This window comes from Serratia sp. T13T92 (genome assembly GCF_047530105.1).
GTDB lineage: Bacteria > Pseudomonadota > Gammaproteobacteria > Enterobacterales > Enterobacteriaceae > Chania > Chania fonticola.
Genome location: NZ_JBLJAK010000001.1, coordinates 304,634 through 318,777 on the forward strand (window position 1 = coordinate 304,634; position 14,144 = coordinate 318,777).

Genomic DNA, 14,144 nt, shown 5'->3' on the forward strand with positions numbered 1-14,144 from the left:
TATGACAAAACAGACGAATTGCAACGGGGATACCCGAGAACATCTGCTCGCTACCGGCGAAACGCTCAGCCTGCGCCTTGGTTTTACCGGCATGGGCCTCAGTGAGTTGCTCGCTACCGCTGGCGTGCCAAAAGGGTCGTTCTATCACTATTTTCGCTCGAAGGAAGCCTTCGGCGAAGCAATGTTGCAACGCTATTTTGCCCATTACGACGCTCAAATGCAGGCTCTGTTTGCTGACAGCCGCAGCGATGCGCGTAATCAGTTATTAAGTTATTACGCCCAGGCCATCAGCTTCCACTGCCGTAGTGAGTGCCATAACGCTTGCCTGGCAGTGAAACTCTCCGCAGAGGTCAGCGATCTTTCTGAACCTATGCGCCATGCCTTGGAAGCGGGCACCAGTCGTGTGATCGGTCATCTGCAAGACGCGATCGAACGCGGCATCCGTGAAGGTTCACTGGCTGTCACCATGAGCCCAGCGGCCACGGCGGAAACGCTGTATTCGCTGTGGTTGGGCGCATCGTTGCGGGCTAAAATCCGCCACTCGGTCGCCCCACTGACCTGTGCGCTGGAAAGTATCGAATTGCTGTTGCGCCCAGCGCAGCCATGAACTCCCTTTTTTACCCGAAAGACATTGTAGCGATATTGTTTATCATCACTAGTCGACTGGTCTAATACTATAGGATGCACTATGAAGATTGAAAAATTGTTCTCTCCGCTCAAAGTTGGCCACACCACCCTCCCCAACCGTGTGTTCATGGCTCCGCTGACTCGTCTGCGCAGCATCGAGCCAGGTGACATCCCAACGCCGTTGATGGCGGAATATTATGCACAGCGTGCCAGCGCTGGCCTGCTGATCACCGAAGCCACCCAGATTTCTTTCCAGGCGAAAGGTTATGCCGGAGCTCCCGGTCTGCATACCCCAGAACAAATCGCCGCGTGGAAAAAAATCACCCAGGCGGTACATGACAAACAGGGTCATATCGCTGTCCAGCTGTGGCACGTAGGGCGTATCTCCCACTCAAGCTTGCAGCCGGGCCAGCAGGCTCCGGTCGCGCCTTCAGCGATCAATGCCGAAACCCGCACCACGGTGCGTGATGAAACCGGTGCCTGGGTTCGTGTGCCAACCTCAACCCCACGTGCGTTGGAAACCAACGAAATCCCGGGGATCGTCAACGATTTCCGCCAGGCTGCTGCCAACTCGCGTGAAGCCGGTTTTGACTATATTGAACTGCACGCCGCGCACGGTTACCTGCTGCACCAGTTTATGTCTCCGGCGTCCAACCAACGTACCGACCAATACGGTGGCAGCATTGAAAACCGTACCCGTCTGACGCTGGAAGTGGTCGATGCCAGCATTGCTGAAATCGGTGCCGATCGCGTTGGTATCCGTATTTCTCCGTTGGGCCCGTTCAATGGCTTGGACAACGGCGAAGATCAGGAAGAAGCGGCGCTGTATCTGATCGAAGAGCTGAACAAACGCGGTATCGCCTACCTGCATATTTCCGAGCCGGATTGGGCCGGTGGCAAGCCTTACTCAACCGCGTTCCGCGATGCAGTAAGAGCACACTTCCAAGGCGTGATTATTGGCGCGGGTGCCTATACGGCGGAGAAAGCGGAAGAGTTGATCGCCCAAGGCTTTATTGATGCCGTCGCCTTTGGCCGCAGCTATATCGCCAACCCAGATCTGGTGGAACGCTTTAAGCAGCAGGCTCCACTCAACGAGCAGCGTGCCGATTTCTTCTACGGCGGCGGTGCCGAGGGTTATACCGATTACCCAACTCTGTAAAGCTCAGCTAAATAGGTGCGCTTAATACCGCGACACACTAAGCCTCTGACAGGTGGGGATCATACAGGTTAGCCGACCGTTGAGCGCATGGACGCGCGATACGAGCCTCCATGGATGGATCCACGGCGTGTCGGCGTTCTGTGTGATCCCCATCTGTAACACCTTAATCACAGCTATTTTGTCACAATCCAGAGTCGAACGTTTTACCCCACTAACACGTTGATAATCTAAACGGGCGCAGCATGCAGCGCCCCCAACCAATCACTATTGTGACACTGTAACCTGACAACCTTACTACCGCACGCGTTGAATTGCCTTATGCGACAAGGCTATACTGTCTGACGCTGTTCAAGTCACCTGCCGTCAGCCGCGGCATATCCAATCAGAGGAAATTATGCGCTTACTCCATACCATGCTCCGTGTCGGCGATCTGCAACGCTCCATCGACTTCTATACCAAGGTATTAGGCATGCGCTTACTGCGTACCAGCGAAAACACCGAGTACAAATACTCGCTGGCCTTCGTGGGTTATAGCGATGAAAGCGAAGGCTCGGTCATCGAACTGACCTATAACTGGGGCGTAGACAGCTACGACATGGGCTCCGCATTTGGTCATCTGGCACTGGGCGTCGATGATGTAGCAGCCACCTGCGACAACATCCGTCAGGCCGGTGGCAAAGTCACCCGCGAAGCCGGCCCAGTCAAGGGCGGTACCACCGTGATTGCCTTCGTCGAAGATCCGGACGGTTACAAGATTGAACTGATCGAGAACAAGCACGCAGGTCACGGCCTCGGTAACTGAGGTTTCTCCAGGGCGCCCCCTGCGCCCTGCTTTCTATCTCCGCTGCACCAAGACAAGAAATTTGTCATAATGCGCGCTGAATTCGCTAAAGATAAGAAACTGATGGCCGAAAAAAGTGATCTTAACGCCCTGAGTGGCCGTTTCCGTGGGTTTTATCCCGTTGTTATTGATGTGGAAACCGCTGGGTTTCATGCTCAGACCGATGCGCTGCTAGAGATTGCCGCCGTCACGCTGAAAATGGATGAAAATGGTTGGTTGCAGCAAGATGAAACGCTGCATTTTCATGTAGAGCCGTTTGAAGGGGCGAACCTGCAACCGGAAGCGCTGGCCTTCAACGGTATCGACCCACATAACCCACTGCGTGGCGCAGTGAGTGAATATGATGCGCTGCATGCGATTTTCAAAGCCGTACGTAAAGGTCTTAAGGATCAGGGGTGTAACCGGGCGATCATCGTGGCGCATAATGCCAATTTTGATCACAGTTTCCTGATGGCTGCCGCCGAACGTGCCAGCCTGAAGCGCAACCCGTTCCATCCGTTCGCCACCTTTGATACTGCTGCGCTTAGCGGGCTGGTATTGGGGCAGACAGTACTGGCTAAAGCCTGTATCGCCGCCGGTATGCCGTTTGATAGCAGCCAGGCTCACTCAGCCCTGTATGATACCCAGCAAACCGCCCAACTGTTCTGTGAACTGGTCAACCGCTGGAAACGTCTCGGTGGCTGGCCGATTGCCAACAGCCATAATGACGGCGCGGAGTAATTTAGAACGTATACCCTATGGATTTCAAGCCGCAGCTAGGCGACAAGCTTGCTCATCCCCAGGAGCTTACTTTAGTAAGTGACTGGGGTGAGCAAGTGCAGGTAACAACGCTGCGGTTTGAAAGACGACGGGTATAAAAAAATCGGGCGGCACTGTTAAAGGTGCCGCCCGATTTTATTTGGTAAAAACCTGCGCCATTAAGGCTGCTGGTCTTCCTGATCTTTATACTTCTCGGCCGTTTCTTTGATCAACGGCTGCAGTTCACCACGCTGGTACATCTCGATGATGATATCGCAGCCGCCAACCAGTTCACCATCAACCCACAGCTGCGGGAAGGTTGGCCAGTTTGCGTACTTTGGCAGCTCAGCGCGGATGTCCGGGTTTTGCAGAATATCAACATAGGCAAAACGTTCGCCACAGGCTGAAAGCGCCTGCACGGCCTGAGCAGAGAAACCGCAGCTTGGCAATTTCGGTGAGCCTTTCATATACAGCAGGATCGGGTTGGCAGAAATTTGCTGCTGAATTTTTTCAATCGTCGTCATTATTGCTTCCTCAAGCCACATCATGGCTACAACATGCATCACACTGGCTATTGTAGCGGCAGGACCGGTGCCAAGAAAACGCCATCTTTTGCAGGGACATTCTCTGATTGCCTTAGCAAAAGCGGCGGACACACCGAACCGGTTAAAACATGGCCCCAGAATAACATTTTTAATCGGGACGTTTCACTATTATATTTGCCCTGCCCAATGCCGGCGAGCAATAAGCCAACCACATGATCTCTGTCGCTTTTTTAGGCGCCAGGCGTTTGATTTTGCAACAATAAAAATGCCATTAACGTTTTCTCACAATATGGATTAGTATTTATGAGATCCACGCTGTTTTATAGGGTGAATTTCGGGAATACTGTGACTCATTCGATTTCTGTTTCGGAGCCAAGGTTGGTAACGTCGATATGCGGTTAATTATTACACTTTTTGTGCTGCTATTTACGCAGCTCTTCTTCAATTTGGCGCACGCTGCGCCACAGGCACGTGTTTCTGCCGAGCAGCGCAAGAGTCACGTTAATGAAGCCCGGCCAGACGACCGCAAGAAAAAGAAAGCGGAGAAAGCCAATAAAAAAGTGAAGGCAGCCACCCCTCCGAAAACGCTAAAAACCAAACCAGCAACGATAAAGACCGCAAAAAAAACCACCAGCGTTAAAACCAAAAGCCAGGCAACCAAAACGGCCAAGCTAAAAGTAACTCCGCCTAAAAAAGGCTATAAAAAAGGTTATGGTCGCCATCGTGAAGAAGGCAAAGCTACGGCAAAATTGGCTGGCCGCGAAAAGCCGTTGAAACTTTCCGCCGCTCACAAAAAACGTTATCAGCACGCCAAGCAGACCGCCATGGCCAAGCTGATGGGGCAAATGGGTAAGCCCTACCGCTGGGGTGGGTCTTCACCTGGTACAGGCTTCGACTGCAGCGGGCTGATTTATTACGCGTACAAAGACGTGGTGAAAATCAAAATGCCGCGTACCGCCAACGAAATGTACCACCTGCGTGATGCAGCGCCGATCAAGCGTAATGAGCTTGAGAAAGGCGATCTGGTGTTCTTCCGCATCAACAACCGTGGCACCGCCGATCACGTTGGCGTCTATCTTGGTAACGGTAAGTTCATCCAGTCACCGCGTACCGGTGAAGAAATTCGCATCAGTCAGTTAGATAACGACTATTGGCAAAACCATTACATTGGTGCCCGCCGCGTAGTGACCCCTACCACCATCCGTTAACCTTTCACGGCTGAGCCAACTGCTCGGCCGTGCTCTCTATCACCCGCTGCAACTTTAAACAATCAGTCACTTGGCACACTTTGGATGTTCTTTTCGCTCGGAAAGTTGTTAAGATTAATAACCATAACAAAAGTGGTGCAATTGCGTTTTTCCGCTCTCGGCCCCTTAGGCCTGCAGCGTCGGAGAGGCGTATTGTCTATAAAAGGAGAAAGCAATGTCGTTTGAATTACCTGCATTACCATATGAGAAAAACGCTCTCGAACCGCACATTTCCGCAGAAACGCTGGAATACCACTATGGCAAGCACCATAACACCTACGTGGTTAACCTGAACAATCTGGTGAAAGGTAGCGAGTTCGAAGGCAAATCCCTGGTCGAGATCGTCAAGACCTCCACCGGCGGCGTGTTCAACAACGCCGCTCAGGTCTGGAACCACACCTTCTATTGGCACTGCTTATCACCGCAAGGTGGTGGCGAGCCAACGGGCGCAGTGGCAGAGGCCATCAATAAGTCATTCGGCTCCTTCGCCGCCTTTAAAGAGCAGTTCACCGATGCCGCCGTGAAAAACTTCGGCGCGGGCTGGACCTGGCTGGTGAAAAAAGCGGACGGTAGTCTGGCGATCGTCAGCACCTCAAATGCGGCAACCCCGCTGACCGGCGCAGACGTTCCGTTATTGACCGTTGACGTGTGGGAGCATGCTTACTACATCGACTACCGCAATGCGCGGCCAAAGTACCTGGAAAACTTCTGGGCGTTGGTGAACTGGGCGTTCGTGGCAGAAAACCTGGCTTAACGGCGGGTGGCTAGCTAATAATAAGGCGCGGCATCAAGCTGCGCCTTTGTTTTTCTGCTGCGGATCAGTTCAATGCGGCAATAAAACTGAAAGCAATAATCATTGCCAAAGCACCCACGGTGGTGAGTAATGACATCTTCAAATTGGTATCCATATACAACTCCCTCTCAGATTGGCTTTTCCAGAGCATAAGCCACACAGTTTATACGTCAAATCATTTTCCCACAGTTCGTGATTAAAATCTTGTTATGATTTCCCCGCTGATAATTACCGATTAGCTCTTCCACTTTTCTTCAATATGCGACAAAATCCGCAGTTCACAACTGCGTACCGATAAACTGCCCCTCCCTGTTCAAGCGATTTACGACTTCAGCACTAAAAACTCAGTTTTCGCTTATCTGGGAAAGGATCTACGCAGGCAAACGATTAACATCATACTTACATGCTGTAACATGTGGGTTTAGGAGTCATTTTTTACATGGCAACGATTAAAGATGTGGCCAAACGCGCTGGCGTTTCTACCACTACCGTTTCGCACGTTATCAATAAAACGCGTTTCGTCGCCGAAGATACCAAAACGGCCGTTTGGGCCGCCATCAAAGAGCTGCACTATTCACCCAGCGCCGTGGCCCGCAGCCTCAAGGTCAACCACACCAAATCGATCGGTTTGCTCGCCACTTCGAGCGAGGCCCCCTATTTTGCCGAAGTGATCGAAGCGGTGGAAAACAGCTGCTACAGCAAAGGCTATACCCTGATCTTGTGTAACTCGCACAATAATCTGGATAAACAGCAAGCCTATCTGGCGATGTTGGCGCAAAAACGCGTCGATGGCCTGCTGGTGATGTGCTCAGAATATCCAGATCAGCTACTGGGCATGCTGGAAGATTACCGTAATATTCCCATGGTAGTGATGGATTGGGGTACCGCGCGCGGAGACTTCACCGATACCATTATCGATAATGCCTTCGAGGGCGGCTACCTGGCAGGCCGCTACCTGATCGAACGTGGACACCGTGACATCGGTGCCATTCCTGGTCAACTGGCGCGTAATACCGGTGGAGGTCGCCACCAGGGCTTTCTGAAGGCCATGAAGGAAGCTAACATTGAAGTGCGCGAAGAATGGATCGTGCAGGGGGATTTCGAGCCTGAATCTGGCTACAAAGCCATGCATCAGATCCTGTCGCAAAAGCATCGTCCAACCGCCGTTTTCTGTGGCGGCGATATTATGGCCATGGGGGCGATCTGCGCCGCCGATGAGCTGGGGTTGCGTGTACCGCAGGATATCTCGGTGATTGGCTACGACAACGTGCGTAATGCCCGCTACTTCACCCCGGCGCTGACCACCATTCACCAGCCGAAAGAGCGCCTGGGCGAGATGGCCTTTACCATGCTGTTGGATCGCATCATCAGCAAGCGTGAAGAATCGCAGGTGATTGAAGTGCATCCAAAACTCATCGAGCGCCGCTCAGTCGCCGATGGTCCTTTTGTCGATTACCGCCGTTAACTCCTGTTGGGGCGCTGCAATACTGCGCCCGATTAACCACCCGGCACCTCTTCACTGAGCCATTCCTGATTGAGCGTTTCGCTGTCGCCCAGATAGTCCAACAGCCAGGCCATGGCCGGAGACTGGGCGTTTTGCTGCCAGGTCAGGCAGCAGGCACTGGGCGGGAAAGGCTCATGCAGTGTCAACACCACCAGTTCGCCACTTTGCACCAACGGCAATACCCGATGTGCAGGCACCATGCCGACACACAGTCCGGCACGCAAACAATCTACCGCCGAAACCCAGTCAGGCACGGTCAGCCGCCGCTGGTTGTCCAGCGACCAGGTCACCCGCTTGGGTAAATTGCGCGAAGTATCTTCCAACAACAACGAGGGATAAGGCCGTAGCTGATCGTCGCGCAGCTTTCCTTGCAAGGCGGCGAGCGGATGTTTAGCATGTACTACGCAGAGCCAATTCATAAAGCCCATATCGCGAAAGGCAAAACCGCCGCCTACCGGCACCGCCCGCGTTGCACCAATGGCCATCTCCGCGCGGCCATCGACCAGCGCATCCCATACGCCGTTGAATACTTCCGGCTGCACTATCAGTTCCACGTCGGGGAAATGGCGATAAAAATCCAGCACCAGCTGGCGGCTGCGCTGGGGTTTGACGATCAGATCGACCGCAATCCGCAGTTGTCCGCGCCAACCGTTGGCCACCTGCTGACACTGTCGTCGGGTATCGAGCATTTTTTTGATAACAACTCGCGCCTCCTTAATAAACAGCGCCCCCGCTGGCGTGAGTTCCACATCGCGGTGACGGCGTTCAAACAGCGGCACCGCCAGCCATTGCTCCAGTTGGCGCACCGTATAGCTCACCGCAGAAGGAACTCGGTGCAACTCCTGTGCCGCTGCGCTGAAACTGCCGGTCCGCGCTACCGCATCTACCACATCGAGTGAATATTCAGACCACATATGTTTGCCTTCAAATTTTTTAACAGCACCTTGCAAATATTACCGTTTCACAAGCAGAGATCCAGCCGTATACACTTTCCGGCGCTTCAAAACCTGCGACAACATAATTTTAACGAGAAATAGCAATGCGAAATTTTGGATTTATGTTCTACCTGGCCGGCCTGAGTATGTTGGGCTATCTGGCTACCGATATGTACCTGCCCGCCTTTGGGGCAATGCAGCAGGATCTGCAAATCTCCGCTGGGGCGATCAGCGCCAGCCTGAGTATCTTCCTGGCAGGCTTTGCCTTTGCCCAGTTGCTGTGGGGGCCACTGTCCGACCGTATTGGCCGTAAGCCCGTGTTATTGATTGGCCTGGCGCTGTTCGCCGTCGGCTGCCTCGGTATGCTTTGGGTCGAGAACGTGGCACAACTGTGGTCACTGCGCTTTATTCAAGCCATTGGCGTCTGTTCCGCCGCCGTCACCTGGCAGGCGATCGTGGTCGATCGCTACCGCGATGGCAAAGCCAACCGCGTTTTTGCCTCCATTATGCCGCTGGTCGCCCTCTCTCCGGCGCTGGCTCCACTGCTGGGTGCCTGGTTGCTCAACCATATGGGATGGCGGGCCATCTTCGCCGTGCTGTTGGGGATCACCGCCCTGCTGCTGATCCCCACCTTGCTGCTGAAAGACCGCAGCAGACTGGTACCTTCCGCCGATAAAAAGCCCAGCCTTGGCTTTATGCAGATCTTGAAATCCCCGGTGTTCAGCGGCAACGTGATGGTTTTTGCCGCCTGTTCTGCCGGGTTCTTTGCCTGGCTGACGGGCTCCCCCTTTATCCTCGGCGATATGGGGTATAGTCCCAACGATATTGGCCTGAGTTATGTGCCACAAACGCTGGCTTTCTTATTAGGAGGTTACAGCTGCCGTAGCGCCTTAAATCGCATTTCTGGCAAAACCTTGCTGCCATGGCTGTTGGTAGCTTATGGCATCAGCATGGTAGCGCTGTATCTGATTGCCACCCTGAGCGAACCGACGTTGACCACTCTGCTGATCCCGTTCTGCTTTATGGCGTTAGTAAACGGTGCCAGCTATCCTATTTTAGTGGCCAATGCGTTGATGCCCTTCCCCAACAACAGTGGCAAAGCCGCTGCGCTGCAAAACACGCTACAATTGGGATTATGTTTTATCGCCAGCCTGTTGGTTTCGGCATTTATCGCCCAACCGCTGTTAGCCACGGCTACCGTAATGGTTGCTACCGTATTTTTAGCGGCCTTGGGCTATCTGATCCAGCGTGGGAAAGGAACGGATGAAACTCAGGTAACACGGCAGGAGCATGCCGACTCCGTCTCATAATTACCTATGTAAATAGTCACTTAATGAAAATTCTTGCCGAGCGCGATTTGCAGTTGAGTCTACGCCTCGGCAAGCCTATACTCAAAAACGACCTTTTAGAATAACAGTTATACTAAGCTCTTATTGCAGCAACTGCTGCGTACGTGGATGGCATCACACTTTATTTAAGGTTGCATTTACCCGCGTCCTTTGACGCAGGGAGTCTCTTAAATTTCCTCTGTTCAAGTCGGATTTCAGACACCACGGTGAATTTTTACCGTAGGTATACGTATGTCCCTGTAGAAATTGTCTACGCTAAATTCTGCAGGATCATAAGTCAGAAGAAGGTGATGGAGAAGCTATGAGTTCATCGTGTATAGAAGATCTGAGCATCCAGGATAACCATTGGTATCGTATCGCTCATGAAATGCTTAGCATGGCCGGTATTGAAATCAATGGTTCACGCCCTTTCGATATTCAGATCAATAATCCCAATTTCTTTAAACGCGTACTGCAAGACGGCTCTCTGGGGCTGGGCGAAAGCTATATGGACGGTTGGTGGGAGTGCGAACGGCTGGACATATTTTTTCAGCGGGTTGTCGCAGCTGGCCTGGAAAAGAAACTGCCCCACCACCTGAAGGATATCTTGCGTATTGCCGCCGCCCGCCTGACCAATCTGCAATCCCAAAAACGTGCCTGGATCGTTGGCAAAGAGCATTACGATCTGGGTAACGATTTGTTTACTCAGATGCTGGATCCCTATATGCAATATTCCTGCGGCTATTGGCAACAGGCCACGACGTTGGAAGAAGCGCAAGAGGCCAAGCTACGGCTAATTTGCGAAAAACTGCACCTGCGGCCCGGTATGCGGGTATTGGATATCGGCTGTGGCTGGGGCGGTCTGTCTGCTTATGCGGCCAAGCACTACGGCGTTTCCATGGTGGGGGTCACCATCTCCGCCGAACAGCAGAAAATGGCGCAAGAGCGCTGTGCCGGGCTGGACGTGGAAATTCTGCTGCAGGATTACCGCGATCTCCACCAGCAGTTTGACCGCATCGTCTCGGTCGGCATGTTCGAACACGTTGGGCCGAAGAACTACCGAACCTATTTCGAGGTGGTGGAACGTAATTTAAAACCTGATGGCATTTTCCTGTTGCATACCATAGGGTCCAACGAGACCGATATGAACGTTGATCCGTGGATCAATAAATACATCTTCCCCAACGGCTGCCTGCCGTCGGTGAAACATATTGCCCAGGCCAGCGAAGGCCGTTTCGTCATGGAAGATTGGCATAATATCGGCGCAGATTACGATCGCACCCTGATGGCCTGGTATGAACGTTTCAAACAGAGCTGGCCACAGCTGGCATCGCGCTATTCCGAACGTTTTGAAAGGATGTTCAGTTATTACCTTAATGCCTGCGCAGGAGCGTTCCGCGCTCGCGATATTCAACTTTGGCAGGTGGTATTCAGCCCTAAAGGCGTCGAAGGCGGTCTGCGAGTTCCCCGCTAAAATCCTTTACCCCAACCCACAGGGTTGGGGTAAAGGGTTATTAACCGCAATAAACGCGAATGATTTTGTCTTCACTGTCACCCAGGAAGTTCAAGCGCTTTAGATTGAAGTCCATGGTTACCATCGAGTTATAAGGAATAGTCCGTACCTGCTGGGGAATATTGACCCCGTCCAACGCAGACAGCGGTTTACCCACATAATTCTGATACTGCGATGCACCACAGGTATCATCTTCAGCCTCGGCAGACTGTGAGTTCGCCTGTTCTGGGGAGCTTGAACAGGCGGTCAGCGCCAACAGCGCCGCTAGCATCATCGTTTTCCCGTAAAACTTCACGTTTGGCTCCTATATGTGGTTCTTAGTGCAGGGTTATCAGGCTTTGGGTACAGACGGCTTGGTGACAGCTAACGCAGCCTCACGATTAGCTAGCACACGCTCGACGGTATCCACCACCGCTTGAGTTTGCGGATCGATTTCTATATTGACCTTATCCCCCAGGCGCTTTTTACCCAGCGTGGTGCGCTCAAGGGTTTCCGGGATCAAATGCACGCAGAAACGGTTATTGACCACCTCACCTATGGTCAGGCTAATGCCATCAATGCCGATGAAACCCTTATGCAGCACATATTTCATCAAATCGATATTCGGCATACGCAGCCAGATCTGGCGATTATTTTCCGAGGTATAAATCTTGGTGACTTCCGCGGTACAGATAATATGCCCGGACATCAGGTGCCCGCCGATTTCATCGTTAAACTTGGCGGCTCTTTCCAGATTGACCACATCACCCAGTTTAAGATCGCCAAGATTGGTCAACCGCAGAGTCTCTTTGATCAAATCAAAGCTGACGCGATTGCCTGCAATCTCCGTGACGGTCAGACAGCAGCCGTTGTGGGCCACCGAGGCCCCCAACTCCAGCCCTGGTAACAGCTCATCAGGCATTTCAACAACGTGGGTACGGAAGTTGGGTTTTTCATCAATGGCAACCAGCGGGGCAGTGCCTTGTACGATACCGGTAAACATGTTGGCCTCTTCTTTATGACTATGTTCAACGCGCTGTAAGCAGTTTGCCCCAGTTACGGCAGAAAACCAAACGCACAACGGCAAAAAAGCAGTGCTTGCCTAGTTTATGCCCTGGGGGCTAACAGCACTGTAGTTTCAAGACGACGAGTATAACTATTTCGTTACAACCTTTGCTTAACCCCGGCTAGCAGGTACAATCTTTTCGGCATATTCCGCAGTTTTTAGTTGTTGCTGATGCAGCGACACCCCTTCCCCATAAATAATTAGAAAGGTGTATACGTGCAGAAGTACTTTATTGAGGCGCGTAGTTTATTGGCCCTCGCAATTCCGGTCATCATCGCGCAAATATCCCAAACCGCAATGGGCGTGGTCGATACCATCATGGCTGGCTCTTATAGCGCCACGGATATGGCCGCCGTTGCCGTCGGGACCTCTATCTGGCTGCCGACCATTCTGTTCGGCCACGGTTTACTGCTGGCCTTGACCCCGGTGATCGCCCAGCTCAACGGCGCGGGCCGCCGCGATCGTATCGCGTATCAGGTGCGCCAGGGCTTTTGGCTGGCATCGGGGGTTTCACTCCTCATTATCGCCGTGATTTATAACAGCCAGTTGGTGATCGACATGATGCACAACATCGATCCGCTGCTGGCTGAAAAGGCCGTTGGTTTCCTGCATGCCATTATGTGGGGAGCTCCCGGCTATTTGTTCTTCCAGGTCGTCCGTGGCCAGTGTGAAGGCTTATCCAAAACCAAGCCCGGCATGGTAATAGGGTTTTTGGGTCTACTGATCAACATCCCGATCAACTACATATTGATTTTCGGCAAGTTTGGCATGCCGGAAATGGGCGGCATCGGTTGTGGTGTCGCCACCGCCAGCGTGTATTGGATGATGTTCCTGATGATGCGCTGGTATGCCAAACGTGCATCCTCGCTGCGGGATATCAAGCTGGAGGAAGGCGCACATCGTGGCCCGGACTGGCAGGCGTTAAAACGCCTGATCGGTATTGGTCTGCCGGTTGCCCTGGCCTTGTTCTTTGAGGTGACGCTGTTTGCCGTGGTGGCATTATTGGTTTCACCGCTGGGCATCGTTGCGGTTGCCGGACACCAGATTGCCCTGAACTTCAGCTCACTGATGTTTGTACTGCCGCTGTCGCTCGGCGTTGGGGCCACCATTCGCGTTGGGCATCGTCTGGGCGAAGGCTCGGTAGAGGGCGCTCGGATTGCCGCCTATGCGGCGATTGCCGTCGGCATAGCCATGGCCAGTTGCTCGGCGTTGTTCACCGCTGCCTTCCGCGAATCTATCGCCCTGCTGTATAACGATAACCCTGCGGTCGTGACCATGGCCTCCCATCTGATGCTGCTGGCGGCGATTTATCAGATATCCGACTCCATCCAGGTGATCGGTAGCGGTATTCTGCGGGGCTATAAAGATACCCGGGCGATCTTCTATATCACCTTTGTTGCCTATTGGGTTCTCGGGTTGCCAAGCGGCTATCTGCTGGCGCTGACGGACTACATCGTGCCAGCGATGGGGCCTAGCGGATTCTGGTTCGGCTTTATTATCGGCCTGACCTTCGCCGCCATCATGATGGTATTGCGGATGCGTTGGTTACAGCGCCAACCCCCGGCGTTGATTTTGCAGCGTTCCACCCGTTAATAGCGTTCGCCGGTTTGTCACAGGCAAACCGGCGAGTTCCTCGCCAGCCATTGCAGAAAAAACCGCCTTACTGCACATAAGCTCAGCAATCGCGTGAAATACCAAATAAAATTGCGTTTTTCCCCTTGCCAGCGGCCAGGTTGCTCGTTAATATTCGTCCCCGCTGTCAGCCATGACAGAGAGGAAAAAGATGCGTCTGTAGCTCAGTTGGTTAGAGCACCACCTTGACATGGTGGGGGTCGATGGTTCGAGTCCATTCAGACGCACCAAATTCCT

The 14,144-nt window shown here is 52.9% G+C and carries 15 protein-coding genes and 1 tRNA gene; 11 read left to right on the forward strand and 5 right to left on the reverse strand.

The window, feature by feature from the left end:
* Position 1: 1 nt before the first annotated feature.
* The 4 genes from ACMV5I_RS01330 (at position 2) to rnt (ending at position 3,347) form a co-directional block, all read left to right on the forward strand.
* On the forward strand, positions 2-607 hold the full coding sequence (locus ACMV5I_RS01330; protein ID WP_037413224.1) for a TetR/AcrR family transcriptional regulator: 606 nt from the start codon (positions 2-4) through the stop codon (positions 605-607).
* Between the two features lie 81 nt (positions 608-688).
* Entirely contained in the window at positions 689-1,786 is a 1,098-nt protein-coding gene (locus tag ACMV5I_RS01335; protein ID WP_021178092.1) for an alkene reductase, read from the forward strand.
* Between the two features lie 394 nt (positions 1,787-2,180).
* A complete protein-coding gene (gene gloA / locus ACMV5I_RS01340; RefSeq protein ID WP_021178093.1) occupies positions 2,181-2,588 on the forward strand; it encodes a lactoylglutathione lyase in 408 nt (135 codons plus the stop codon).
* Between the two features lie 69 nt (positions 2,589-2,657).
* The gene (gene rnt, locus ACMV5I_RS01345; protein ID WP_121606728.1) at positions 2,658-3,347 is read left to right on the forward strand and encodes a ribonuclease T; all 690 of its coding nucleotides are present in this window, start codon (positions 2,658-2,660) and stop codon (positions 3,345-3,347) included.
* A gap of 197 nt (positions 3,348-3,544) precedes the next feature.
* Here the strand turns inward: rnt and ACMV5I_RS01350 are convergent, their stop codons facing one another.
* Complete coding sequence (locus ACMV5I_RS01350; protein ID WP_172413932.1) at positions 3,545-3,892, reverse strand: Grx4 family monothiol glutaredoxin; 348 nt, start codon at positions 3,890-3,892, stop codon at positions 3,545-3,547.
* Positions 3,893-4,302: 410 nt separating this feature from the next.
* Between ACMV5I_RS01350 and ACMV5I_RS01355 the strand changes: the two genes are divergently transcribed.
* Complete coding sequence (locus ACMV5I_RS01355; protein ID WP_021804551.1) at positions 4,303-5,118, forward strand: C40 family peptidase; 816 nt, start codon at positions 4,303-4,305, stop codon at positions 5,116-5,118.
* Positions 5,119-5,332: 214 nt separating this feature from the next.
* Entirely contained in the window at positions 5,333-5,911 is a 579-nt protein-coding gene (sodB, locus tag ACMV5I_RS01360) for a superoxide dismutase [Fe] (RefSeq protein ID WP_021178097.1), read from the forward strand.
* A gap of 64 nt (positions 5,912-5,975) precedes the next feature.
* On the opposite strand, the gene ACMV5I_RS01365 is transcribed toward sodB, so the two are convergent.
* Positions 5,976-6,065 carry a YnhF family membrane protein gene (locus ACMV5I_RS01365; protein ID WP_158006235.1) on the reverse strand — a complete coding sequence of 30 codons (90 nt, stop codon included), beginning with the start codon at positions 6,063-6,065 and terminating at the stop codon, positions 5,976-5,978.
* Positions 6,066-6,389: 324 nt separating this feature from the next.
* Here ACMV5I_RS01365 and purR point away from each other — a divergent pair, with 324 nt between their 5' ends.
* Complete coding sequence (purR, locus tag ACMV5I_RS01370; protein ID WP_021804552.1) at positions 6,390-7,415, forward strand: HTH-type transcriptional repressor PurR; 1,026 nt, start codon at positions 6,390-6,392, stop codon at positions 7,413-7,415.
* A gap of 32 nt (positions 7,416-7,447) precedes the next feature.
* On the opposite strand, the gene punR is transcribed toward purR, so the two are convergent.
* Positions 7,448-8,368: a DNA-binding transcriptional activator PunR gene (punR, locus tag ACMV5I_RS01375; RefSeq protein ID WP_414823483.1), complete on the reverse strand. Its 921-nt coding sequence runs from the start codon at positions 8,366-8,368 to the stop codon at positions 7,448-7,450.
* 125 nt (positions 8,369-8,493) lie between these two features.
* Between punR and punC the strand changes: the two genes are divergently transcribed.
* Together punC and cfa are read left to right on the forward strand one after the other, a co-directional pair.
* Entirely contained in the window at positions 8,494-9,699 is a 1,206-nt protein-coding gene (gene punC / locus ACMV5I_RS01380; protein WP_046808203.1) for a purine nucleoside transporter PunC, read from the forward strand.
* A 340-nt stretch (positions 9,700-10,039) separates the two neighbouring features.
* The gene (gene cfa, locus ACMV5I_RS01385; protein ID WP_046808202.1) at positions 10,040-11,191 is read left to right on the forward strand and encodes a cyclopropane fatty acyl phospholipid synthase; all 1,152 of its coding nucleotides are present in this window, start codon (positions 10,040-10,042) and stop codon (positions 11,189-11,191) included.
* A 40-nt stretch (positions 11,192-11,231) separates the two neighbouring features.
* On the opposite strand, the gene ACMV5I_RS01390 is transcribed toward cfa, so the two are convergent.
* Positions 11,232-11,525 (reverse strand): I78 family peptidase inhibitor, encoded by a 294-nt coding sequence (locus ACMV5I_RS01390; RefSeq protein ID WP_037374799.1) that lies wholly within the window; start codon positions 11,523-11,525, stop codon positions 11,232-11,234.
* Between the two features lie 36 nt (positions 11,526-11,561).
* Positions 11,562-12,212 carry a riboflavin synthase gene (locus ACMV5I_RS01395; RefSeq protein WP_024486163.1) on the reverse strand — a complete coding sequence of 217 codons (651 nt, stop codon included), beginning with the start codon at positions 12,210-12,212 and terminating at the stop codon, positions 11,562-11,564.
* A gap of 279 nt (positions 12,213-12,491) precedes the next feature.
* On the opposite strand from ACMV5I_RS01395, the gene ACMV5I_RS01400 reads away from it, so the two are divergent.
* Both ACMV5I_RS01400 and ACMV5I_RS01405 read left to right on the forward strand, forming a co-directional pair.
* Positions 12,492-13,868 (forward strand): MATE family efflux transporter, encoded by a 1,377-nt coding sequence (locus ACMV5I_RS01400; RefSeq protein WP_414823484.1) that lies wholly within the window; start codon positions 12,492-12,494, stop codon positions 13,866-13,868.
* A 192-nt stretch (positions 13,869-14,060) separates the two neighbouring features.
* Positions 14,061-14,137 (forward strand) — tRNA-Val (locus ACMV5I_RS01405).
* The last annotated feature ends 7 nt before the right edge of the window (positions 14,138-14,144 follow it).